This window comes from Chryseolinea lacunae (assembly GCF_016735595.1).
GTDB lineage: Bacteria > Bacteroidota > Bacteroidia > Cytophagales > Cyclobacteriaceae > Chryseolinea > Chryseolinea lacunae.
The window spans coordinates 983,302-1,006,075 of sequence record NZ_JAERRB010000001.1; the positions used below are offsets into that span (position 1 = coordinate 983,302).

The window sequence follows — 22,774 nt, forward strand, 5'->3', positions numbered from 1 at the left end:
AAAAATCATGAACGGTTCTGCCATTCATCAAGGCTCCACCGGTAGGCAGGCATGGTGGCCAGCAGGAAGGCGGAAGTGCAGTCTACAAAAACAGCATAGTCAAGAGGAGCCTTCACGCCAAAGGAGTAGGTCATGGCCAGCGCAAACAATAGTGTCAACACAGATGCTCCCACCGCAGCCCATCGCGTCTTGTAGCCCACCAGCAAGAGCAACGCAAACACAACCTCCAGCGTGGTGGCCACTACGGCAAGCAGGGGTACAACGGCCGTTGGTGCAAATGAATTTACTTCGCCTGTGTAGGCCACAAAATTCTGCCACGCATTTGCGTCACCATCCCAAAAGCCCAGCCGGCTGGCCACGGGCGACAGAAAGTTGGCCGCAGTGGCGACTCGCAAAAGCAAGATGGCGAGGTCCTGATATTTTTTCATAGTGTTCATGTTGTGGACTCAAAAATCTATCTTTATTGGACTATTTGAATAGTCCAGGGTAAAGAAGAAAGGTAGTCCAGTCATGAACGTCTTCCGCGAACTCATCACCATCGACAAACACCAGGATGTGCCGGTGTATCTGCAGATCAGCAACGCCATCATTCACAACATCCGCCGGGGCACATTGCGCCGTGGGATGAAACTGCCGGGGTCGCGCGAGCTTGCCGGTTTGCTTAGCATTCATCGCAAGACCATGCTCGCCGCCTACGACGAGCTGATGGCCCAGGGATGGATTGAAATGATTCCGCGCAAAGGCACGTTTGTGGTGCGCGACCTGCCCGACATCAAACCCAAAAAAATAAAGGCGGGCGAAGACGTGGGACAATACCCCACCAAAACACTTTTCGCCATCGACGAAAAAAGCATCGTTCATTTTCCACAGGGAAATTTTCCCGACCCCAACATACTCTGCATCAACGACGGCTTCCCCGACATACGACTGGCGCCCACAGAATTGTTTCTGCGCGAATTCAGAAGCCTGGCCCGGTTGCGTGCGTATAAAAAATATTATCAATACGGAAGTGCGAAAGGTCCCACCTACCTGCGCGAAACACTCGCCCCATACCTGAGCGACACACGTGGACTCCCCATCACGCCCGCCAATGTGCTGGTAACAAAGGGCGCGCAAATGGGAATCTACCTGACGGCACGGCTGCTCATTAAACCCGGCGACAACGTGGTGGTGGGCGAACCCAGCTACTTCGCGGCAACCCGCACCTTCCAGCACGTGGGCGCCCAGATCCTGCGCGTGCCGGTAGACGAAAATGGGATGGATGTGGAAGCCCTGGAGCGACTCTGCAAAAAGAAAAGAATCCGGCTCATCTATGTCATACCCCACCACCATCACCCCACCACGGTGACCCTACCGCCCGACCGGCGCATCCGGTTGCTGGAGTTGGCTGCTCACTATAAGTTTGCCATCATTGAAGACGACTACGACTATGATTTTCATTATGCCAGCAACCCTATTCTGCCCATGGCAAGTCTCGATCATCATGGCAACGTGATCTACATCGGCACACTCAGCAAAACGCTGGCGCCATCCATTCGCGTGGGGTTTATGGTGGCTCCCGAAAATTTTATCAACGCCGCCGCGCATTTGCGGCGGGCCATGGACTGGCAAGGCGACAGCATGATGGAGGTTGCCATTGCAGAATTATATCGCAACGGCGTGATGGGACGACACATCAAGAAAGTGGTAAAAATCTATCACGAACGACGCGATCATTTTTGCCAGCTCATGAAAGACTCGCTTGGCGAAAAGGTGACATTCAAAATTCCAGACGGCGGCATGTCGATCTGGACAACCTTCAACAGTGGCAAACTGACACAGATTGCAGAGAAGGCGGCAAAGAAGGGATTGGTGTTTGCGGATGGAACGCTCTACAACACGCACAAAACAGATTATAATGCTTCGCGAATGGGATTTGCTTCGCTACAGCTGAAAGAACAGGAGAAGGCGATTGCCATTCTCAGCGAGGTGTTATCCTAACCTCAACACAAACTCTCTTCGATCACTTCCATAAAGAGCCTGTCAACATCGATGGTGACGCCCTTGAGCCGGCGGTAGTGTTCGGCCGTGTGATCCATCCAGCAGCGCAGCGCGGCCGAGGGCACGTGATGCACCAGCCAAAAAACGACCTTGCGGTCAACGGTTTCGAGTTTGAAAAATTCGGTGCGCATGTATTTTTTAAGTACTCCTCACCCTACGCAACCGCCGTGCCATGGAATTTTACCGTCTCAGCGAAAGATCTGGTTCATTCGGACCGGGGTAGGGCTGTTTATCAACCCCGAATCGAACAACACGTGCCTAAAGTGTACTAATCCCCCGATATTCAGGGCAATTTTCCAAAAAACAGGGCCACCAACCCCGCAATACGGGTTTCCCTTAGGCCAAAGGCGTCCCTTTGCCGGGTACGAAGAACCTGGATACGCTTTTGACAAATCGAACAACGGTAGTTTTTGCCGACGAAATGCACGGCCTCGAAACAAACAACGCCGGCAGAACTTCAAGACCTTCTCACCAAGGGAAAACGAATTCCCGGAATCGACCTTAAGCCCCGAAACAGCGTTCCCTTTCATCACGTACTCGCGCTTCTGATGCGAAAATACTATCTTCCCCCTCAACAAAATCCAGCGTATAGTCCCCAACCTTACCTCACCCATGAAAACACTCGTCGGCGTCACCTTTATGTTGATCACTGCGTTTGCCGTTTCGAATGCGCAGACCCGTTCCCTTTTTAACGGGAAAGATTTTACGGGATGGCACATCGATGTTCCGGCCATGGACAACAACGACACCACCCGAAATCCATTCATTGTTCGCAACGGCATGCTGGTGAGCCTGGCCGATCCGCAGGGTCATATCATAACCGACGCGGTCTATAAAAACTACAGGCTTCGGGTGGAGTATCGCTTTGCGGGTGTGCCCGGCAATTGCGGCGTGCTGGTGCATGCCTCCACACCGCGGGCGCTCTATGGCATGTTCCCGAAATCGATCGAAGCCCAGTTGATGCACGAAAACGCCGGCGATTTCTGGTGCATTGTGGAAGACGTTGCCGTGCCCGACATGGAGAAACGACGCGGTCCCAAAAAAGACTGGGGCATCACCGAGGGCAAAGAAAGAAGAATCAAAAACCTGACCGACAAGTCTGAAAAGCCGTTGGGCGAATGGAACACCATGATTGTGGAATGCGTGGGCCGCGCCATAAGAGTGTGGGTGAACGGCGACCTGGTGAACTCCGGTTTCGACTGCACCGCCACCGAAGGCAACATTGCCCTGCAAGCCGAAGGATCGGAAGTGGAATTCCGGAAAGTGGAACTGACCCCCATCACAAAACTGACGGAGGGAAAAATAAAATAAACGCGCATGCGTCTTGTGAAGCAGGCTGAAAGGACTCCAGCGCAAACTTTAAAAGTCGTTTGCCTGTTTGTCGTTCTATCGGGCCGAATCTCTTCCACCTATCAGACTAACGCCATGCGCAGCGAACAAATTTTCAACGACTACCTGTCCCTTCTCGATCGCCATCTCAACGATGTGCTGAACGGCACTTCTGAAGATATGTTTGAGCTTCGCGAACTGGCGGGGCAACTCTTCATTCATCCCACACACCTCAGCAACGTTGTGAAAGCGTTGACGGGCAAACATCCATGCTATTTCTACGAACAAAAAATTCTCGCCATCGCCAAAGATCTTTTGCAGAACCCCGCCCTTTCCATCAATGAAGTGGCGCGCAAGCTCACCTACGATCCGTCCAATTTCACCAAATGGTTCAAGACCTATGGTGGCATGAGCCCTTCACAGTATCGCAAACAAATCCCGTTAGGGTCCATGAATCTGCGGGCCGTGGCCTGATATTTTTCTACTCCCTCGCGGGTTAGAACCACGCGCGGAATGACGTTTTGAATTTCGCTTTCCCCGCATTGCGATTCCAACCTTCTTCTTACCTTTAGCCCGGCTTTAGGGGTGTTCTGACGAGGAACTGAGATTAGACCCTTTGAACCTGATCCGGCTAATACCGGCGAAGGGAAAAGTAATTCTTGAAACAATTGGTTTCCCGTTCCGGGGAACTCCTTCTGCCACATACATTCTATACCCTTGTAAAAAGCATGAAGGAACAATTCTGGAAAAACATTTTGGCCGTACGGGAAACATCGCCCCTCGTGCACAGCATCACCAACTTTGTGGTGATGAACAATACTGCCAACGCCCTATTGGCTGCCGGCGCGTCGCCCATCATGGCGCATGCGCATGGCGAGATGCGCGACATGGTTTCTATCGTTGGCGCAGTCGTGATCAACATCGGCACGCTCGACGAATATTTTGTGAAGAGCATGTACCTTGCCGTAAAGCAGGCGCATGCGCTCAACAAGCCTTGGGTGCTCGACCCGGTGGGTGCAGGCGCCACACCCTATCGCGACGAAACATTGCAAGCCCTGTTGTTGCTGCGACCCACGGTGATCCGCGGCAACGCGTCGGAGATCATTGCCCTGGCAAAACACAACCACAACAAAACAAAAGGCGTAGACAGCACACACCGAAGCGATGAAGCGCTTGATGCCGCCGCGTTTCTGCACAGCAAGTTTGGAAGCGTGGTTTGCATCTCGGGCGCAACCGACATCATCACAACACCAACCCAAACCATCAAACTTTCCAACGGCAGTCCGTTGATGGCAAAGGTGACGGGTTTGGGTTGCTCGGCCACGGCGTTGATTGGTGCATTTCTCGCCGTCAATCCGGACCAGGCACTGGAGGCAACCGCGTCGGCCATGGCCTTGCTCGGTGTTGCCGGCGAACTGGCAGCACTGGAATCGAAAGGGCCAGGAAGTTTGCAGGTGAATATTCTCGATAAACTTCACACGCTGACTGCCGCTGAATTTTCTTCGCATGTGAAGGTGAGCGCATGACCCTGGCCTCCATCGCATTTCCCTATTCACTATACCTCATCACCGACGAAGCCGCGTGCCGCGGCCGCGACGTGATGGCGGTGACCGAAGCGGCCGTGAAAGGCGGCGTGGACCTGGTGCAGCTTCGCGAAAAAAATCTGGCCGACGATGCATTTCTGACGCGCGCCCTCCGCATGAAAGACATGCTCGATCGCTACGACGTGCCCCTCATCATCAACGACAACCTCGCCATTGCGCAGGCCTGCCACGCTGCGGGCCTGCATGTGGGAAACACCGACATGCCCCCGCGAACGGTGCGTGCGCGATGGCCTGCCTGCACAGTGCTGGGCTATTCGCTGGAATATGAAAAACAAATTCAGAATGCCGAGGCCATGTGTTCCGACTACCTGGCCCTGAGCCCCGTGTTTGCCACACCAACCAAAACCAACACCATCACCGAATGGGGTCTTGCCGGCACACGAAAAGTGCGCGCACTCACCACCACACCGCTTGTGGCCATCGGTGGCATCAACCTGCACAACGCTGCCGATGTGATACGCGCCGGTGCCGACTGCCTCGCCGTGGTGTCGGCCATTTGTTCGGCCGACGATCCGGCGCGGGCAGCCGAAAGACTGAGAGAAGAAATAGAGAAATCAAAACAGAAACGATGACACCGGAAGACACAACATACATCAGAAGAACCCACACCTACCGCAGTGTGCTCACCATCGCCGGCTCCGACAGCGGTGGCGGCGCAGGCATTCAGGCCGACCTCAAAACATTTTCGGCGCTCGGTTGCTTTGGCACCAGCGCCATCACGGCCATCACGGTGCAAAACACACGCGGCGTCACGGGCATTCACAGCGTGCCACCCGGCATTGTTCAACAGCAAATTGTGGCCGTGATGGACGACATCAAACCCGCGGCCATCAAAATCGGAATGGTGCACACCGCCGAGCTGGCGTTGGCCATTGCGTTTTCCATTATGCCCTACACGGTGCCCGTGATCTTCGATCCCGTGATGGTAGCCACCAGCGGCGACCGGCTCATCGAAAAACAAACCGTGAACGCGATGGAGCGAAGCCTGTTCCCCCACGCCACCCTGGTGACGCCCAACCTCGACGAAACCGAATGGCTCACCGGCCTGAAAGTGAGCAACCTGGAGGACATGAAAGTAGCCGCCACCAGGCTTCTCCAAAAGGGATGCCGCGCCGTGCTGGTTAAGGGTGGCCATTTGAAGGGCGAAACCCTGCACGACTACTTCCTCGACAACACTGGTCGCGAAGAAGTGTTCACCTCTACAAACATCAACACCCTCAACACCCATGGCACGGGTTGCACGCTGGCATCGGCCATTGCCGCGTTCATGGCACGTGGTGCTGACCTTGTTCAGGCCATTGCCGCAGCACGATCGTATGTGCACGCTGCGCTCGACGAAGGCAAAGATGTTCAAACAGGCCTGGGTATTGGCCCGCTCAATCATTTTTACAATCCACATAAACTGATCAAATATGACCTGGAGTGTTAGTGCCTGGAAAACCGCAGAGCCCATCTATGCCGCCATCACACGCATGCCGTTCATTGAAGAACTGATGGCGGGCTCGCTGGCGCAGGAAAAATTCAAATTCTACATCGCACAGGATTCGCACTACCTTGAACATTTTGGCAGAACCCTGTCGCTCATTGCCTCGCGGGCGCATGGCAAAGACACTGTGCTCGAATTTATTCGTTTTGCCGAAGGTGCTTTAGTAGTGGAAAGCGCGTTACACGCCGGCTACTTCGAACAACTGGGCATTGCCGATAAGCCCGCGGTTTCTCCCTCCTGCCATCACTACAATGCTTTTCTGTATAGCACTGCTGCACAAGCTCAGGTAGAGACGGCCATGGCAGCGGTGTTGCCTTGTTTCTGGATCTACAAAGCTGTGGGCGATCACATTCTGCAGCATCAAAACAAAAACGGAAATCCCTATCAGCAATGGATCGATACCTATGGTGGCGAAGCCTTTGGTGTGCTGGTGCAAAAGGCCATCCGCATGTGTGATGAAGCAGCCGAAACCTGCACCCCGGCACAACGCGATGCCATGACCGAAGCGTTTGTCACGGCATGCCGGTTGGAGTGGTTATTTTGGGATAGCGCATGGCGACTGGAACACTGGAGCGTGTGAGACAACCGTTGTTTTATTGCGGAAGCTCCCACGCATGCTGGTCGGGAAAGGGTTGACCTTTGCCGGTTTCGTGATACCGTTTCAGGCTTCGCAGAAACATTGCCCAGTCGTAGCTGCACTGGTAGAACATCCGTGAATAGGCCACCCACTTGTCGTGATTGAAGACCAGCGTGCACGCCTGCTCTGATGTTTTTATGATCTGAAACGTGATGATGGTGTCGATCCATTCCTCTACACCTTCGGTGCAGCGCCACACCACTTTTTCGGCAGGGTCGTTTTTCATCACCTGCATTTCCTTGTAGTAGTCGTCGAAGTAAAAACGGATGGTGCCACCTTCGTCGGGTTCGCCGTTCACATTGGGCGTCCACCATTGGGCGAGGCCATCGAGGGTGGTGAGCGATGCGTAGACAGGCCACGCTTGCTGTTGAATTGTGAGCAGGTGTTTGATGCTGCACATGGCGATGAACGTTTGGGGTTGTCTAAAAAGAAGGGAGATGTTTGCATCATCTCCCTGGTATACTAAGATACATCTTCCCGAAAACCTTTTCGCCTGTTATCGTCTCATTCCCGTTTTGAGGGACGAATAATCATACGCAGCGACTGATCGCGGGTGAAATAGGCCGCCGTCCAGTTGTAGAGTGTCTTCAGGCGGTTGCGATAGTTGATAAGCGACAGCAAGTGTATGAACAACCACATGGCCCATGCGATGAAGCCCCTGAAGAACAGACTGCCCGGCAAATCGGCCACGGCCTTGTTGCGCCGGATGATGGCCATGGACCCCTTGTCGTTATAGGCAAATGCTTTTAAGGGCTTCTGATGAAGTTGAGCTTTTAGATTTTTAGCCAACAGCTTTCCTTGCTGAATGGCCACCTGTGCCAGCTGCGGATGTCCTTCCGGAAAATTGGCGTCGGTGGTCTGAATGCTGGTGTCGCCAATGGCATAGATGGCATCAACACCGGTCACTTTGTTGTGTTCGTCCACGATGAGCCGGCGGCCGCGGCCATAACTTTCTTTGGGTATTCCTTCAAACACTTTGGACGTGACGCCGGCCGCCCAGATGAGAATGCGGGTTTCAATTTTTTCGCCGTTGCCCAAAATCACCGCGTTGTCCACATAGTCTTTCACTTGTGTGTTGAGCTTCACCACCACACCACTTTTCACCAGGGTGTCGTAGGTGTATTGCTGCGACTTCTTGCTCATGGGTGGCAGCAGGGTAGGCGATGAATCGATGAGGTATATTTTGATTTCAGCGCCGCGAAGTTCGGGATAGTCCTTTGCAAAAATATACTTCTGCATCTCGGCCAGCATGCCCGATATTTCTACACCGGTTGGTCCGCCGCCCGCGATGACAATTGCCCCCAAACGCTTTCGCTGTATCAGGTCGGTGGAGCGTGTTGCCTGCTCGGCCACCTGCAACAGGTAGTTTCGCATTTCGATAGCGTCGTTGATAGTTTTCATGGGCATGGCGTTTTTCTTCACGTTTTCCATGCCAAAGAAATTTGTTTCGGTGCCAGTGGCCAGCACCAGATAATCGTAGTCTACCTCACCGGTAGACAGCACGATCTTCTTCTGATCGGGAACAATTTTTTGAAGTTCGCCCATGCGATAGAACGTGTTCCGCTTTCCCTGAAAAAGCTTGCGGAAAGGGAAGCTGATGTTTGACGTTTCCAGAAAGCCCGTAGCCACCTGATAGAGCAACGGAGGAAAAAAGTTGTAGTTGTTCTGATCTACTACGGTGACTTTGAACTCGGGATTGTTGTAGAGCGACTGGGCAAGGTTGATGCCGGCAAAGCCTCCGCCGACGATCACGACATGTTTGCTATATTCTTTCATATCAATACAAAATATATACTATAAATCCGGTGAACACGTCAACGGACGAAACAAAATTCTCCTCTAACAGAAGCACATCTCACATTGCTTAGGCGTCACGTTGACACCCGTCTTGATAACGTTTTGCATGGTGATAAGATTTAGAAAACAAGATAATTTACCCACTCTTTTCACGCACGAATGCCCCGTCAGAACAAAGGTTGCATTGCTATCGTTAGCAATGAACAATGGCTGAACACACCGAAGTTGAGCAAGGTCAAGTCACGCTATAGGCAGGAATTTTCTTCTGTAAAATGGCCAAATCCTGCTACCTTCCGTATATATCCATCGTGATGTTTTCCCATACGAAAACCTTTATGGCTTTCGTTTTGTTATCCACGCGAGAGGAAGATTACGCGTCCAGTTCCCTGAAGCCTTTTCGCCGCGAGCGAACAATCTGGCCCCAAAAACACGCCTCCCCTTTCTCGACACCTCACTTGAGCTCCCTGGTCACAGCATAAAACCGGCGGTATCTTTCACAAAGAAGATGCCCGGGCCGAGGCAAAGTGTGTCTTTTGAGCTACCTTATGAAGCAGAATAAAAAAAGAAAAAAGATAGATGAGACAGTTAAAAATCAGTAAACAGATCACCAACCGTGAAAGCCAATCGCTCGACAAGTATTTGCAGGAGATTGGGAAAGTGGATCTGATCACCTCCGAAGACGAGGTGGAGTTAGCCAAGCGTATCCGCCAGGGCGACCCGATAGCCCTCGAAAAGCTCACCAAAGCCAACCTTCGTTTTGTGGTGTCGGTGGCCAAACAATATCAGAACAACGGCATGACCCTCGGCGACCTCATCAATGAAGGCAATGTGGGCCTCATCAAGGCGGCAAAGCGTTTCGATGAAACCCGTGGTTTCAAGTTCATATCCTATGCGGTGTGGTGGATCCGTCAGTCCATTCTGCAGGCACTGGCCGAGCAGTCGCGCATTGTGCGTTTGCCCCTGAACCGTGTGGGATCGCTCAACAAGATTTCGAAAACCTTATCGGAGCTGGAACAGAAATTTCAACGCGATCCGTCGAACGAAGAAGTGGCCACGGCCCTGGAAGTGTCTACAAAAGACGTGACCGACGCCATGATGCTGTCGGGCCGCCACGTGTCGATTGATGCGCCGTTTGTGCAGGGCGAAGAAAACAGCCTGCTCGACGTGATGGTGGATGGCAGCGAAGAAACCCCGGACTCGGGGTTGCTGGCCGATTCGCTGCAACGCGAAGTCGCCCGCGCGCTGGCCACGCTCACCGAACGCGAGTCGCAGGTGATCTCCTTCTACTTCGGCCTCAACGGATCGAATGCCATGACGCTGGAAGAGATCGGCGAGATGTTGCACCTCACCCGCGAACGCGTGCGACAGATCAAAGAAAAAGCCACCCGACGCCTGCGACATACATCACGCAGCAAATCGCTGAAAGCCTATCTGGGATAACATGCGAAATGTGCCTGGAATTCCGGAGGATTAAATAGTATTCTTACCATAACGCATAGCCGGTTTCTATAGAACCGGCTTCTTGCTTTTTATCTATCTTTGAAACCATCGGGCATTTCCGGTCGAAGAAAAATTATGAAGCGTATTCAAATCAACAAGCTGCACCTTTGGCAATTCGACACACTTACAAAAGAAAACGGTATCCGTCATTTTGTTACCGACCGCAGCACGAACGAAAACGGCGCCGAGTTCACCCTGAGTTATTCCAGCACACCCGACAAAGACCTGGTGCGTCGCAACCGGCACTTGCTGGCCGATGCCATGGGCGTGGCCGATGATCGGTTGTATATGCCCTCACAAATACACAAGACCAACATTGTTCGCGTTACGTCACAAACACCCAAGGAAACATTGCTAGACACCGACGCACTCATCTCCAACGAGCGCGGGGTCTGCATTGCCGTGATGTCGGCCGACTGTGTGCCCATTGTGCTGTTCGACAGAACGAACAACGCAGTGGGTGCTGTCCATTCGGGATGGCGCGGAACCGTGGCGCACATTCTGGAAAAAACTTTGCATGCCATGCACGAAGCTTTTGGCACCACGGGAGCAGATCTGGTGGCGGGCATTGGTCCCTCGGTGAGCCAAGATGCCTATGAAGTTGGCGAAGAAGTGGTGACGTCGGTGCACGCGGCGTTTGGCCACGAAAGCGGCCTCATGATTCCACAGCCCGAAGCCAAAGCCAAGCTGGACCTGTGGCGCGCCAACGAGCTGCAACTGCTGGCCTTTGGTGTGGCGCCTCACAACATCGAAATCTCGAACCTTTGTTCGGTGAAAAACAACGTTCACTTTTTCTCGGCCCGCAAAGGCGACGCCGGGCGTTTTGCCGCCGGCATCATGTTGGTTTAGGATGTCCCATAAATGAATAGTTAACCGCAGCCTGTCACGATAAGGTCAATGAATTTACTCGCTACAGATCACACGCCTGTCTACTGCCTCGACTCGTTCAGCAAAAAAGCAAACGATGCGTTGTTCTATATCGAAGACCTGCAAACCCACCTGCGCGAACATGCTTTTGTGAGCGAGCCACACCGGCACGATTTCTACCTGCTGTTGTATGTGACCCACGGCGGCGGCGAACACGTTATCGATTTTGAGAAATACACCGTGAGCCCCGGATCCTATTTTGTGATGACACCCGGGCAGGTTCACGCCTGGAACCTGGAGCCCGGCACCGACGGCTACATTCTTTTTTTTGTGCCCGAGTTCTATCGCATGGCGTGGTCTGAAAACAGTCTGCTGGAATTTCCTTTCTTTCACTCGCTGCATCCCCACCCCCACATACTTTTGTCGCGCGATGCCGACGCGATGCCACATACAGTGATAACAGAAATGCACCGCGAGTTTCACCGTACTTCACCGGTTGACCTGCGACTCCTTAGAAGCTATCTCGATGTGGTGTTGCTGAAACTCTCACAACACTACCGCACCGAAACAAACCAGGTCGCGTCGCAGGGACTAACGTTCAAGCTGCGGAAGCTTGAAGAGATGATCGACGCACACTACACCACCCTGAAACAACCCCGCGACTATGCCGAAAGCATGCACCTGTCGGCGTCCTATCTCAACAATCTTTGCAAGAAGGCATTGGGCAAAACCCTGAGCGACCTCATACACGAGCGTGTCATTCTGGAAGCGAAGCGCTACTTCGCTTATTCCGACCTGACGGTGGCCGAGATTGCCGCTGCCCTGAAGTTTTCGGAAAGCTCGTATTTCATCCGGTTTTTCAAAAAAGAGACCGGCCTCACCCCCGAGCAATTCAAAGAAAGTCTGATTCGTGCTATAAAATAGCTAAACTGTCTTGCGCAAAAGTGGCCCATGGCCGTTTCATTTGTAGAACCAAATCATCATCGCCATGCGCTTCAAGGATTCCACACTGTTCAGCATGCTCGCCATCCGGTGTCCCCGGTGTCACGAGGGCAAAATGTTTCCTGCGGGAACGCTCTATCATCCAGCCAAATTCATGGTCATGAACAAAACGTGTGCTTGCTGCAGCCAGCCGTTCGAGCCAGAACCGGGCTATTATTTCGGGGCGATGTTTGTGAGCTACGCCATCAACACAGCGTTCTTTGTGGCGGTGTGGGTAGCCTTGTCTGTTCTCACCAAAGAAGTGACCACAGCACAAATGATTGCCGTGTTGTTGATTGTTGTTTTTGGATTATTGCCCATCACCTTCCGCCTCTCGCGCGTGTTATGGATCAACATTTTTGTTCATTATGACCTGACGGCCGGAAAGCAGAAATGCTAATGCCACGCTTCTTAGCACGTCGTTAAAAAACAAGAACGCCCGAGCGCAATCCCCGTATTGAGAAATTGCCTCGGGCGTAAAAAAAAATACTAGCCTAACTATTACAAGAACATTCCGCCCGACGCTTCGATACGTTGCGCCGTGATCCAGCGGGCATCCTCCGAACATAGAAACGCAACCACAGTACCAATGTCGTCGGGCACACCGGTGCGACCGAGGGCCGTGTGGGCTTCAATGTATTGAATGGCCTGGGGTGCATGTTCAAAGATGTGTTTTGTGAAATCGGTTTGAATAATGCCGGGGGCCACAACGTTGGCGTTGATGCCGCGGGGTCCCACTTCTTTTGCCAGGTAGCGTGTGAACACCTCGATAGCACCTTTCATAGACGCATAGGCCGCGAACCCCGGTGTGGAGAAACGCGCAAGGCCCGTGGAGATGTTAACAATGCCGCCCTTGTCGTTCAGAAAGGGCAATGCCTTTTGCGTGAGAAAATAAACCCCTTTGAAGTGCACATTCAGCAAGGCGTCGAACGCTTCTTCTGTGGTGTCGGCGATGGACGCGTTTGACTCGATGCCCGCGTTGTTCACCAGGAAATCGAACCGCTCGTGCCCCGTCTTCTCTTTCAGGTGCGTTGACACAGCCCCGAAGAAGGCATCGAACGAATGGATGTCGGCCGTATCCAATTGAAAGGCGACAGCGTTTCTGCCGAGGGCCTTGATGTCGCCCACCGCGTTGTCTGCTTCTGCTTTGTTGCTCTTGTAGGTGATGATGATGTCGTTGCCTTTTTCGGCCAGTCGCATCGCCATGTTCTTGCCCAGCCCGCGGCTGCCGCCGGTAACGAGCGCAATCTTCTGTCTTGATTCCATGTGATCTGATCTTTAAATGATGACACAAAGATCGACGGCACCAGCCCGGGCAGAATGGTGACAGTTTCAGGAAAAATGGTGAGCATTTCAGTATTTTGACAGAAGCCCATTGAACCCGCGCTCAAAACACGGACGTTATTGCAGGCTTGGGATGGTCAGAAAATCAGGATGGTGTGATAGTGTGAAGTCACACTTATGCCATAGCATCTTCCATGAGGCGGTGTATGCGCATCAGGCCATCAAACTCCTTCCGGATGGTGACGGTTATCTGCTCGGCCGAAAGATCAGCATCGCCGGGGCCAAAGTTTTTTCCGACTCTGAACGTGAAATAGCGGCCGTCGTCGCCGCGGGTGAATTCCCACAAGGCGTCTTCGTTGGGAAATGTATCGACATGGCGCACATCGCCGGCCACTTCAATCCAATGCCCGGCGCCAAGTGCGACAAGTTGTTTGAAGAAGTTGGCACGAAACAACGGGTCCTTCAGTTGATCGTGCAGGTAGCGCCTCACTTCCACGCCGGGCGTTAACGGCTCAGACACCAGCCATATTCCAAAATCGCGTTGGCGGAGCACAAGCTGCAATTGCAGGCGCTCCACGGAGCTTCCCGAGCCATAGCACAACCAAAGTGTACGCAGGCGTTGGTCGCTGTGTTGATGCGGGTCCAGACTGCTCACGGCCTGCGGCGCGTCGTCATCCTGTATCTTCAGCGTGGCCACGTGTGCCTTTACGGACTCATGCAGTTGAAGCAACTTCGACAACACACTCTCGCGTTGCGCGCGCAACTCGGTGGTGTCGTGCAACGCGCTGGCACTGGACAGCACCATGAAATCATCCTTCTTAAAATACTGAAGCTTGAACCGGATGCCCTCCCATTGAAATCCATAGGTGGTCAGGTCCATGAATTGTTTTTTATCGCGACGGTTGGCAATCTCGCGTTGCTTCATCATCGGATAGACCCGTTCATATTCGTCGATGATCGCTTCCGTGAGGGGCTCGGCAAATTCGAAATAGCCCACAAACCACGACTTCAGGTTTTCGATTTCTTTGGCGTCGGTAATTTTATAAAACGCTTCCTCCTGGTCTTTCAACCCTTCGAGCGTGAACGCACCGGAGCCGATGAAGGCCACAGACTTGCGAAAGGGAAGGTCGAAGATGTAGACATTGGCGTGGAAAGTATTGCGCGAATAAATCCGCGCTTCGATGCGGTCCGAAAAATGTGCCCATGTTCTGCGCAGCACGGCCGGCGACGTCAGCACATCGAGGCCGGTCACCAACTCCACTTTGCACTTTACCGGCAAACGGCCGATCACAAAATCAAAGGCAGGCTCCGAAACGGCGGCTGTGCCAATGAAGGCGCGTTCGGCTTGAACCAGAATTTTTTCATTGATGAGCGGAGCAGCAAGTTTCTTAACCAACATAGGCGTATACACAAAACTAAAAACCAAATGTACTACAGCAACCGTTGATTACGACAACCCGTGTAGACATAATTCCTCAAACGCGATCTCATAGCGCGCTCCAGCGCTACGTCCACAATTGCTCCGGGCACCTCACACCAACCTTGCACGGGTGCTGGCTTTGGCATGAAATTTTGACGTGCATCGAAACATGTCCGACGAAGACGCGACGGCAAGTCGTCCTTCACCCATCCGCTTATGACTCCAAAAAAGAAACGAAACATTCGCATCATCATCCTTGTCGTGGTGGTCCTGATTGTGGTCGCACGGGTAATCTTGCCTTATGTGGTGCTGACCTATCTCAATAAAACCTTGGCGGACATGAAAGGCTATCGCGGCCATGTGGAGGATGTTGACATTGCACTGGTTCGCGGCGCCTACACCATCGACAGCATTTATCTGAACAAGGTGGATACGGTTCACAACCGGGAAACCCCATTCTTTGCCGCGAAGGCAATCGACTTGTCTGTAGAGTGGAAAGCGCTCTTTCATGGTTCCATTGTGGGCGAGCTGATTTTTGAACGCCCCATGGTTCGCTTCACAAAAGACAAAGTGGAACCCAAACAAATCCGGAACGACTCCTCCGGCTTCAAACAACTGCTCGACGATTTCATGCCGCTCGAAGTGAACCGCGTGGAAGTGAACGACGCGCAGCTTCAATACAAAGACGAGTTCTCGAAACCGAAGGTGGACATCTCGCTCACGCATGCCTATGCGCTGGCCAAGAACCTCCGGAACAGCTACGACTCCACAGCGTTGCTACCGGCTTCGCTTGCGCTTCATGCCGATCTCTATGAAGGCAAACTTTCGGTGAATGCCAGGTTGAATCCGCTGGCGGACGAACCCACATTTGACGTGAACGCCGAACTGAAAAACACCAACCTGGTGAAGCTGAATGAATTTTTTCAGGCCTACGCAAAAATTGACGTGAACAAGGGCCGGTTTGGACTATACATCGAAGTGGCAGCCAAGCAGGGAAAATTTACCGGCTATGTGAAACCGCTCATCCAGGACCTCGATGTGTTGGGAAAAGAAGATCGGAAGGACAATGTTTTTCAGAAGCTCTGGGAAGGCGTGGTGGGCACCGTGGGCACCATTTTCAAAAATCAATCGAAAGACCAGATCGCCACAAAAGTCGAATTTAAAGGCAATCTCAAAAATCCCGACACCAACGTGTGGACGGCGATTTACAACGTGCTGGAGAATGCCTTCATCCAGGCCCTTCAACCCTCCATCGATCGTGAAATAAACATCGCGTCGGTCGACACAAAAAAGGAAGAAAAGAAAAATTTTCTTCAGAAAATATTCGGTAAGAAAGACGATAAGGACAAAAAAGAAGACGAGAAAAAAGAGAAGAACAAAAAGAAGAGCTGACACTCCCAATCATCCTAATTCAACAGAACCTTTATGCAAAAGCAAGGCAAACCCAAACCTCTCCGCAAGCCACAGGCTCAACCCAGACCTGGCCATCAGGCCAGCATGAAACCGGTGCCCGATTCGATGCCCCGAAAATTCAGACAAGGAAAATTGGCCGGCAAGGTAGCGCTCATCACCGGTGGCGACAGCGGCATTGGCCGCGCCGTAGCAATGCTCTTTGCACAGGAAGGGGCGCGCGTAGCCATTGCCTATCTGAACGAACATGCCGACGCACGCGAAACCAAACGTCAGGTGGAAGTCCACACAGAATGCCTGCTCATTGCCGGCGATTTGCGTAAGGAAACGCATTGCAAAAAAGTGGTCGCCGAAACTGTGAAACGATTCGACAAAATTGACATACTGGTTAACAATGCGGCATTGCATTATGAAAAACAGAAGCTCGAAGAAATTTCGTCCAAACAATTGATCAACACGTTTTCATCAAACATCTTCCCCTACTTCTGGGTCACGCAAGCGGCGTTGCCCCACATGCGCAAAGGCAGCAGCATCGTGAACACATCATCGGTCACGGCTTACCGCGGAAGCGACGCGCTCATTGATTATGCATCCACCAAAGGTGCCATCGTTTCGTTCACACGAAGCCTTTCATCAAACCTGGTGAAGCGTGGCATCCGGGTAAACGGTGTTGCACCTGGCCCCATCTGGACGCCACTGATTGCCTCGTCGTTCAAACCCAAAAAGATCGCGAAGTTTGGAAGCGATGTTCCCATGGAACGCGCCGGCCAACCGGCCGAAATCGCTCCCTCCTACCTCTTCCTCGCCTGCGAAGACTCGGCATACATGACCGGACAATTTCTTCATCCCAATGGCGGCGAAATTGTGAATGGCTAATTGAATCAAAACCTTTTCGGATACCTTCGCGTATAATAACTGCAATTACGAATAATATAAACTATCTTTAGACGAACTGGATTTCCAACCCTCATCTATGGACCTGAAAGCGATATGAGCGAACTCCCTATTGCCCCACCAAAATGGCCCCGCAAGCTCCTGAGATTCTTCCTGAAAGAAGAGTATATCGAAGAGGTTGAAGGCGATATGGAAGAACTATTCTACGACAACGTAGAACACCTTTCGCTGAAAAAAGCTAAGCGGATCTATACGCTGGAGATGATAAGCCTGCTCAGGCCCATTCTGCTAAAGAACATCAAGCACGCATCCCCCCTAACACAATATCCTATGTTCAAAAACTACTTCAAGATCACTTCCCGGGTACTTTTAAAAAACCCGGTCAGTTCCTTCATCAATATTTTTGGATTGGCCATTGCCATCGGTTTTTGCACGCTCATCTATGCCTTCACGCAGTGGACATTGACAAAAGACGAATTTCACAAGAACAAAAATGAAGTCTACCTGGCTACTCATTTTGCCGACATGGACGGCACACTCCAACAGATCGGATCTTCGCCAAGACCATTGGCCGAAATGCTGAAACAGGATTTTCCCGAAATCAAAAAAATCTGTCGCATCGACGAGGGCAACATCGTCATCAAATATAATGACAACGTGTTCCATGAACGCGCACAGTTTGTGGACCCCACCTACCTGGAAATGCTGACGTTCCCTTTAAAATGGGGCACACAGCAATCGCTGGCCGACATCAATAGTATCATCATTAGCGAAGAGATGTCGGTTAAATATTTCGGACAGGAGAACCCGGTTGGGCTGGACGTTATGGTGATTTTTAATGAACACTATAGTAAACCTTTCAAAGTGACCGGTGTCGCAGAAACGTTTCCCAAAGCGAGGGCTATTGAATTTTCTTTTCTGATACCCTACGAAAATCTGCACCTTGCAGACCCGGCCTACAACATGACCGACTGGAGCACGTCGTTGCAAGCCACCCTCATTCAAGTTGACAACCCGTCTGACCTGCACCGCATTGAGGCAAAAATGACAAAATATAAAGGCCTTCAAAATGAAACGCAGAACGACTGGAAAATCTCTTCCTTCGCCTTTGAACCCCTGGCAACGCTCTATGAAAAATCGGACAACATTCGAAACAGCATCTCGGGAAAAGGATACAAAAGCAACCTCAGATCCATTTTCTTTCTGTCGTTCATTGGCACGTTCATGCTCCTGCTGGCCTGCTTCAACTACATCAACATTGCCATCGTTTCGGCAGCAAAACGCTTAAAAGAAATTGGCATCAGAAAATCGATTGGCGCCACCGATGGAAAAGTGACGATACAATTCCTGTCGGAAAATATCCTGCTCACGTTCTTCGCCATGTTGCTGGGTGTGGCGCTGGGAAAATTTGTGGTCATTCCATGGTTTGAACAGCTCAACGATTTTCAAATGGAGTTTGCCTTGCTCGACAAAAATCTGTGGCTGTTCTTTTCCGCTGTGTTGCTGCTCACGGGCCTGATGTCGGGACTTTATCCGGCATACTATATATCCAGATTTCAAACGGCCAGAATTTTTAAGGGCACCGTGCAGTATGGCAAACAAAATCCCGCCACCAAAGTCTTCCTGGGATTTCAGTTGGTGCTGGCGTGTATCTTGATTGTTAGCGCCGTGATGTTCACCCAGAACAGCGACTTCATAGCACAACAACCCTGGGGATACGAACCCGACAATACGCTATACGTGAATGTGCACAACGACTTTGCCTTCGAACAAATGAAAGCCGCGATGGAGCAAAACCCGAACGTTACGCTTATCGCCGGAGCCGATCAACACATCGGCAAGAATCACAACACGGCGGTGATCGAACTGCCGGAGCGCAAATATGAAGTGCAGGAGCTGGCGGTCGGCGCCAACTATATGGAAACAATGGGGCTACAATTTTTGGAAGGTCGCGCGTTCACCGATCACGATGGAAGCGATCTGCAAAATGTTGTCGTGAACGAGCTTCTCGTAAAAAACATGGCCTGGAAAAATCCCATTGGCCAACAGTTCAAAATGGACAGCATGACCTACGAAGTGATTGGCGTGGTGAAGAATTTTCAGAGCTATAGTTTCCGAACTCAAATCCAACCCACAGTATTAAAAGTTGCCCGTAAAGAAGATTTCCATTTCCTGGCCGCAAAAGTTCAGAACGGCACAGCCGTGGAAACTTACAAATCGCTGCAGGCACAATGGGCCAAACTTTTTCCGGAGATTCCCTTTCAGGGAGGACATCAGAAAGACGTGTGGGGTGGCTATTTTGAAACGATGAAAGTACATGGAAAATTCTGGCGCACCATTGCCTTCGTCGCCATCCTGCTGGCAAGCCTGGGGCTATACGGTTTGGTGACGCTCAACATCTCCGGCAGAATAAAAGAATTCAGTATCCGAAAAGTGCTTGGCGCAGAGATATCAAACATCACCTACGCTATTCTAAAACAATACGCCTTGCTGTTTTCCGTTGCCTTGCTCATCGGGGCTCCCATCAGCTATATACTGACAAAAAATCTCATCGATCTGGCCTACATCTATCATGTGCCCATGAACAGCGCGGGCGTGGTTGTAGCCGTCACGATTTTGTTGCTGGTTTTGCTTACCGTGGTTCTCACACAAGTTCGCCGGATTGCAAAATCCAACCCCGTGAGTGGATTAAAAACTGACTAGGTATTGAAGACCCTGGATTGTTCAAGGGCTCTTCAATAGTTGCCGGAGCGACACTGTAATACAAAATCCATCGAACGGCTATAACAAAGGCCTGGCTTTTGTTTATTTGGTATGCAAATCCAAATAATCCTACTGCTATGAACAATCTCTTTCGCGGACTTATTGCCGGCTATGGCGCTAAAAAACTGGGTGGCGGTTGCCTGGGAACAGTTTTAGTTTTCATCGTCATCTGGGTCGCCCTCGGTCAATGTCAATAGAATCATCTCGCGCAGACAACCCTATGAACCCGGGGTTGTAGAAAAAATTCTACCCTGTTGCGTATTCTTCTTCCCAAATATCCATCCCGCTTTCAACCGGGATGGGTATTGAGTTGATGTCTCCACTCGCCGTCATTGCTCCTTGAGGCATTGGGTTGGGTTGACCTTGGCTGCGCGAATGGCCTGGCTTCCCACCGTGAGCCACGCAATGAACAACGCCGCCACGCTGGCGCCGGCAAAATAATACCACTCCAGGTCGATCTTGTAGGCAAAGTCCGACAGCCAGTTGCGCGTCATGAAATAACTCACAGGCACCGCCATCACAATGGCCGCCAACACAATTCTGGTGAAATCGCCCGACAACAAATAGACAATGCCGAATTCGCTTGAGCCCAGAATCTTTCGGATGCCAATCTCCTTTTGCCGACGCTCGGCCGTGAACGCCGCCAGACCAAACAAGCCCAGGCATGAAATGAGAATGGCCAGTGCCGCAAAATAACGCGACAGCTGCGACACACGCTGCTCCGACGCATAGAGCGCCTGATAGTCGTCGTCCAGAAACTTGTAGTCAAACGCGAGTCCCGGGTTTTGGTCCTGGTAGAGTGCTTGAAGCTGGGAAAGCGTCTCCGCTTCCTTGCCCGGTTTAATTTTCACCATGATGTTGCCGGGGCGTGTTTCCAATTGCAACAAGCAGGGTTTCATTTCTTCGAAGAGTGACTCGAAATGAAAATTTTTCGCGACACCAATAATCTCCCGTTCTTCGCCCCACACTTTTATGGTTTTGCCAACGGGTTCTTTCAACCCCATCATTTTTATAGCCGCTTCATTTAGTATTATCTTCTTGCGCTCACCGGTAAGACTTCGCGAGTATGAACGTCCCTCGGCGATTTGGATGCCCAGGGTTTCAATGAAGTCGAATCCAATTTCAAGATTCGAAAAACTTTTCTTGCTGTCTTCGTCGCCCGGCTCCCAATCCACACCGCCCATACCGCCGTGCGCACCCACAACGTCGTGATAGAAATTGGCCGCCGACGTAACATTGGGCAATTTGCGCACGCGTGTTAAAAACGTTTCAACGGTCCGCTCCATTCTACCACCCTCGTCAAAGAAAGCCGGATCGCCCGGGTTCTTCACCATAATCTCGAAGTGCACAACGTGCTCGCGGTCGTATCCCAGGTTTTTCGACTGCACATAATCAATCTGCTTATACACTACCACCACCGACACAATGAGAATGATGGACATAGCAAACTGAAAAACAACAAGGCCCTTTCGCGCCCACACCTCGCCCACCGAACTATTGAGCCTGCCCTTCAGCACCGTGGCCGGTTTGAACCCGGAGAGATACAAGGCCGGATAGCTGCCTGAAAGAAGACCCGTAACAAACGTGATACCCGCCATGGTCAGGATCAGGTTGGTATCTAAGTTCAGGGAAAGGTGTTTCCCGGTAACGATATTAAATTGTGGCAGCAGAATGTCGACCACCAGAATGGCCACCGCCAGCGACAGGAAGGTCATGAACATGGACTCGCCCAGATACTGCAACACCAACGTGCGTCGTGCAGCACCCACCGCTTTCTTGATGCCAATTTCCTTCACCCGTCGCGATGCCTTTGCCGTGGACAGGTTCATGAAATTGATACAGGCAATGGCCAGAATCACGATGGCGATCACGGAAAACAACCTCACATATTCAATACGCCCGCCCACAGGCACGCCGTTTTCGAAACGACCGTATAAATAGCGATCGGCGTAGCGCTGAATCACCAGGGTGTTTTTGGTTGCTTTGTCTTTTCGCTGAATGAAGCCGGCAATTTTTTGCTGGAACGCCGTGGGGTCAACGCCATCGCGCAGCAACACAAAGGTGCTGGGGTCGCTGTTGGTCCACAAGTCAAGACCTGTGCGCGTGTCGAAAAACAAGGTGTAGTTCAACAGCATGTCGAACTTGCTGGAAGCGTTGGCAGGTAGATTCTTAAAAACGCCCGAGATGTGAAAGGATTGTGTGAACTGATCGCGCTCCCACGTCACAATTTTTCCCAAGGCATTCTCGGGCGACTGAAACAACTGCATGGCAAGGTCTTCGGAGATGGCGATGCTTGTCTTGTCGGCAAACAAATCCTTTTTTTCGCCTGCCACATAGGGAAGCGGAAACAATTTAAAATAATCGTTGCTCACAAACTGACCGCCCGCTTTCAGGGTGTTGGCCTCATAGCTCATGATGCCTTTTTCTGTGAACCACTCCGCCGGCACCACGCTGGCGGCATACTCCACTTCCGGCATTTCGTCGGCCAGGGCTTTTGCCAGAATACCTTGAGTGCCGGGGCCCGTTGCTATCTCGCGCGAGTCCACAAAGTTTTGCAGCACCTGATACAAACGCGTATCGTTTGCATTGCCCTTGTTCACCTGCCACTCGTCGTTCACCCAAAGGTAAATCATGAGCGCGCACGCCAATCCCGACGACAGGCCCACCAGGTTAATGAAGAATGTGCTCTTAAACCTTTTGAAATTCCGATAGATCAGAAGAAAGTTGTGGCGTAACATAGGATGAATTTAGAATCAGTTTTT

The 22,774-nt window shown here is 51.7% G+C and carries 21 protein-coding genes and 1 riboswitch; of the genes, 14 read left to right on the forward strand and 7 right to left on the reverse strand.

Annotated features, from left to right (window positions below; all coding sequences use genetic code 11):
* Positions 1-5 precede the first annotated feature (5 nt).
* The gene (locus JI741_RS03885; protein ID WP_202007562.1) at positions 6-428 is read right to left on the reverse strand and encodes a DoxX family protein; all 423 of its coding nucleotides are present in this window, start codon (positions 426-428) and stop codon (positions 6-8) included.
* Between the two features lie 82 nt (positions 429-510).
* On the opposite strand from JI741_RS03885, the gene pdxR reads away from it, so the two are divergent.
* Positions 511-1,980 (forward strand): MocR-like pyridoxine biosynthesis transcription factor PdxR, encoded by a 1,470-nt coding sequence (pdxR, locus tag JI741_RS03890; RefSeq protein WP_202007564.1) that lies wholly within the window; start codon positions 511-513, stop codon positions 1,978-1,980.
* Between the two features lie 2 nt (positions 1,981-1,982).
* Here the strand turns inward: pdxR and JI741_RS03895 are convergent, their stop codons facing one another.
* A complete protein-coding gene (locus tag JI741_RS03895; RefSeq protein WP_202007566.1) occupies positions 1,983-2,171 on the reverse strand; it encodes a hypothetical protein in 189 nt (62 codons plus the stop codon).
* Positions 2,172-2,652: 481 nt separating this feature from the next.
* Between JI741_RS03895 and JI741_RS03900 the strand changes: the two genes are divergently transcribed.
* The 6 genes from JI741_RS03900 to tenA all read left to right on the forward strand — a co-directional run bounded on the left by JI741_RS03900 (position 2,653) and on the right by tenA (position 7,039).
* The gene (locus JI741_RS03900) at positions 2,653-3,351 is read left to right on the forward strand and encodes a 3-keto-disaccharide hydrolase (RefSeq protein ID WP_202007568.1); all 699 of its coding nucleotides are present in this window, start codon (positions 2,653-2,655) and stop codon (positions 3,349-3,351) included.
* Between the two features lie 114 nt (positions 3,352-3,465).
* Complete coding sequence (locus tag JI741_RS03905) at positions 3,466-3,843, forward strand: helix-turn-helix domain-containing protein (RefSeq protein WP_202007570.1); 378 nt, start codon at positions 3,466-3,468, stop codon at positions 3,841-3,843.
* Between the two features lie 97 nt (positions 3,844-3,940).
* A riboswitch (TPP riboswitch) is annotated at positions 3,941-4,035 on the forward strand.
* 62 nt (positions 4,036-4,097) lie between these two features.
* A complete protein-coding gene (gene thiM / locus JI741_RS03910) occupies positions 4,098-4,895 on the forward strand; it encodes a hydroxyethylthiazole kinase (RefSeq protein WP_202007572.1) in 798 nt (265 codons plus the stop codon).
* A complete protein-coding gene (gene thiE, locus JI741_RS03915; RefSeq protein WP_202007574.1) occupies positions 4,892-5,545 on the forward strand; it encodes a thiamine phosphate synthase in 654 nt (217 codons plus the stop codon). The genes thiM and thiE overlap by 4 nt, the downstream gene beginning before the upstream one ends.
* The gene (gene thiD / locus JI741_RS03920) at positions 5,542-6,402 is read left to right on the forward strand and encodes a bifunctional hydroxymethylpyrimidine kinase/phosphomethylpyrimidine kinase (protein ID WP_202007576.1); all 861 of its coding nucleotides are present in this window, start codon (positions 5,542-5,544) and stop codon (positions 6,400-6,402) included. The genes thiE and thiD overlap by 4 nt, the downstream gene beginning before the upstream one ends.
* Positions 6,386-7,039 (forward strand): thiaminase II, encoded by a 654-nt coding sequence (gene tenA, locus JI741_RS03925; protein WP_202007578.1) that lies wholly within the window; start codon positions 6,386-6,388, stop codon positions 7,037-7,039. Before thiD ends, tenA begins: the two co-directional genes overlap by 17 nt.
* Before the next feature lie 13 nt (positions 7,040-7,052).
* Here tenA and JI741_RS03930 read toward each other — a convergent pair whose 3' ends face one another.
* Positions 7,053-7,496 (reverse strand): SRPBCC family protein, encoded by a 444-nt coding sequence (locus JI741_RS03930; RefSeq protein ID WP_202007580.1) that lies wholly within the window; start codon positions 7,494-7,496, stop codon positions 7,053-7,055.
* 104 nt (positions 7,497-7,600) lie between these two features.
* A complete protein-coding gene (locus tag JI741_RS03935) occupies positions 7,601-8,872 on the reverse strand; it encodes an NAD(P)/FAD-dependent oxidoreductase (protein WP_202007582.1) in 1,272 nt (423 codons plus the stop codon).
* Positions 8,873-9,469: 597 nt separating this feature from the next.
* On the opposite strand from JI741_RS03935, the gene JI741_RS03940 reads away from it, so the two are divergent.
* The 4 genes from JI741_RS03940 to JI741_RS03955 all read left to right on the forward strand — a co-directional run bounded on the left by JI741_RS03940 (position 9,470) and on the right by JI741_RS03955 (position 12,641).
* Positions 9,470-10,333, forward strand: a complete 864-nt coding sequence (locus JI741_RS03940; RefSeq protein WP_202007584.1) for a sigma-70 family RNA polymerase sigma factor — start codon at positions 9,470-9,472, stop codon at positions 10,331-10,333.
* A gap of 135 nt (positions 10,334-10,468) precedes the next feature.
* Positions 10,469-11,242, forward strand: a complete 774-nt coding sequence (pgeF, locus tag JI741_RS03945) for a peptidoglycan editing factor PgeF (protein ID WP_202007586.1) — start codon at positions 10,469-10,471, stop codon at positions 11,240-11,242.
* Positions 11,243-11,290: 48 nt separating this feature from the next.
* Positions 11,291-12,184 carry a helix-turn-helix domain-containing protein gene (locus tag JI741_RS03950; protein ID WP_202007588.1) on the forward strand — a complete coding sequence of 298 codons (894 nt, stop codon included), beginning with the start codon at positions 11,291-11,293 and terminating at the stop codon, positions 12,182-12,184.
* A gap of 64 nt (positions 12,185-12,248) precedes the next feature.
* On the forward strand, positions 12,249-12,641 hold the full coding sequence (locus JI741_RS03955; protein WP_236675858.1) for a DUF983 domain-containing protein: 393 nt from the start codon (positions 12,249-12,251) through the stop codon (positions 12,639-12,641).
* Between the two features lie 101 nt (positions 12,642-12,742).
* On the opposite strand, the gene JI741_RS03960 is transcribed toward JI741_RS03955, so the two are convergent.
* Together JI741_RS03960 and JI741_RS03965 are read right to left on the reverse strand one after the other, a co-directional pair.
* Positions 12,743-13,507: an SDR family NAD(P)-dependent oxidoreductase gene (locus tag JI741_RS03960; RefSeq protein ID WP_202007590.1), complete on the reverse strand. Its 765-nt coding sequence runs from the start codon at positions 13,505-13,507 to the stop codon at positions 12,743-12,745.
* Positions 13,508-13,700: 193 nt separating this feature from the next.
* On the reverse strand, positions 13,701-14,924 hold the full coding sequence (locus JI741_RS03965; RefSeq protein WP_202007592.1) for a phospholipase D-like domain-containing protein: 1,224 nt from the start codon (positions 14,922-14,924) through the stop codon (positions 13,701-13,703).
* A gap of 237 nt (positions 14,925-15,161) precedes the next feature.
* Here JI741_RS03965 and JI741_RS03970 point away from each other — a divergent pair, with 237 nt between their 5' ends.
* From JI741_RS03970 to JI741_RS03980, 3 genes are all read left to right on the forward strand, one after another.
* Positions 15,162-16,337: a DUF748 domain-containing protein gene (locus JI741_RS03970; RefSeq protein WP_202007594.1), complete on the forward strand. Its 1,176-nt coding sequence runs from the start codon at positions 15,162-15,164 to the stop codon at positions 16,335-16,337.
* A 33-nt stretch (positions 16,338-16,370) separates the two neighbouring features.
* Positions 16,371-17,231 (forward strand): SDR family oxidoreductase, encoded by an 861-nt coding sequence (locus tag JI741_RS03975; protein WP_202007596.1) that lies wholly within the window; start codon positions 16,371-16,373, stop codon positions 17,229-17,231.
* 114 nt (positions 17,232-17,345) lie between these two features.
* Positions 17,346-19,952 carry an ABC transporter permease gene (locus tag JI741_RS03980; protein ID WP_202007598.1) on the forward strand — a complete coding sequence of 869 codons (2,607 nt, stop codon included), beginning with the start codon at positions 17,346-17,348 and terminating at the stop codon, positions 19,950-19,952.
* Positions 19,953-20,341: 389 nt separating this feature from the next.
* Here JI741_RS03980 and JI741_RS03985 read toward each other — a convergent pair whose 3' ends face one another.
* Complete coding sequence (locus JI741_RS03985; RefSeq protein WP_202007600.1) at positions 20,342-22,750, reverse strand: ABC transporter permease; 2,409 nt, start codon at positions 22,748-22,750, stop codon at positions 20,342-20,344.
* Positions 22,751-22,774: the final 24 nt, after the last annotated feature.

Coding starts and splice junctions, on each gene's coding strand:
- JI741_RS03905 (WP_202007570.1), top strand. CDS start 3,466: ATGCGCAGCGAACAAATTTTCAACGACTACCTGTCCCTTCTCGATCGC.
- thiD (WP_202007576.1), top strand. CDS start 5,542: ATGACACCGGAAGACACAACATACATCAGAAGAACCCACACCTACCGC.
- JI741_RS03885 (WP_202007562.1), bottom strand. CDS start 428: ATGAAAAAATATCAGGACCTCGCCATCTTGCTTTTGCGAGTCGCCACT.
- JI741_RS03930 (WP_202007580.1), bottom strand. CDS start 7,496: ATGTGCAGCATCAAACACCTGCTCACAATTCAACAGCAAGCGTGGCCT.
- JI741_RS03950 (WP_202007588.1), top strand. CDS start 11,291: ATGAATTTACTCGCTACAGATCACACGCCTGTCTACTGCCTCGACTCG.
- pdxR (WP_202007564.1), top strand. CDS start 511: ATGAACGTCTTCCGCGAACTCATCACCATCGACAAACACCAGGATGTG.
- JI741_RS03955 (WP_236675858.1), top strand. CDS start 12,249: ATGCGCTTCAAGGATTCCACACTGTTCAGCATGCTCGCCATCCGGTGT.
- JI741_RS03970 (WP_202007594.1), top strand. CDS start 15,162: ATGACTCCAAAAAAGAAACGAAACATTCGCATCATCATCCTTGTCGTG.
- JI741_RS03940 (WP_202007584.1), top strand. CDS start 9,470: ATGAGACAGTTAAAAATCAGTAAACAGATCACCAACCGTGAAAGCCAA.
- tenA (WP_202007578.1), top strand. CDS start 6,386: ATGACCTGGAGTGTTAGTGCCTGGAAAACCGCAGAGCCCATCTATGCC.
- JI741_RS03960 (WP_202007590.1), bottom strand. CDS start 13,507: ATGGAATCAAGACAGAAGATTGCGCTCGTTACCGGCGGCAGCCGCGGG.
- pgeF (WP_202007586.1), top strand. CDS start 10,469: ATGAAGCGTATTCAAATCAACAAGCTGCACCTTTGGCAATTCGACACA.
- JI741_RS03900 (WP_202007568.1), top strand. CDS start 2,653: ATGAAAACACTCGTCGGCGTCACCTTTATGTTGATCACTGCGTTTGCC.
- JI741_RS03980 (WP_202007598.1), top strand. CDS start 17,346: ATGAGCGAACTCCCTATTGCCCCACCAAAATGGCCCCGCAAGCTCCTG.
- JI741_RS03975 (WP_202007596.1), top strand. CDS start 16,371: ATGCAAAAGCAAGGCAAACCCAAACCTCTCCGCAAGCCACAGGCTCAA.
- JI741_RS03935 (WP_202007582.1), bottom strand. CDS start 8,872: ATGAAAGAATATAGCAAACATGTCGTGATCGTCGGCGGAGGCTTTGCC.
- JI741_RS03965 (WP_202007592.1), bottom strand. CDS start 14,924: ATGTTGGTTAAGAAACTTGCTGCTCCGCTCATCAATGAAAAAATTCTG.
- thiM (WP_202007572.1), top strand. CDS start 4,098: ATGAAGGAACAATTCTGGAAAAACATTTTGGCCGTACGGGAAACATCG.
- JI741_RS03985 (WP_202007600.1), bottom strand. CDS start 22,750: ATGTTACGCCACAACTTTCTTCTGATCTATCGGAATTTCAAAAGGTTT.
- thiE (WP_202007574.1), top strand. CDS start 4,892: ATGACCCTGGCCTCCATCGCATTTCCCTATTCACTATACCTCATCACC.
- JI741_RS03895 (WP_202007566.1), bottom strand. CDS start 2,171: ATGCGCACCGAATTTTTCAAACTCGAAACCGTTGACCGCAAGGTCGTT.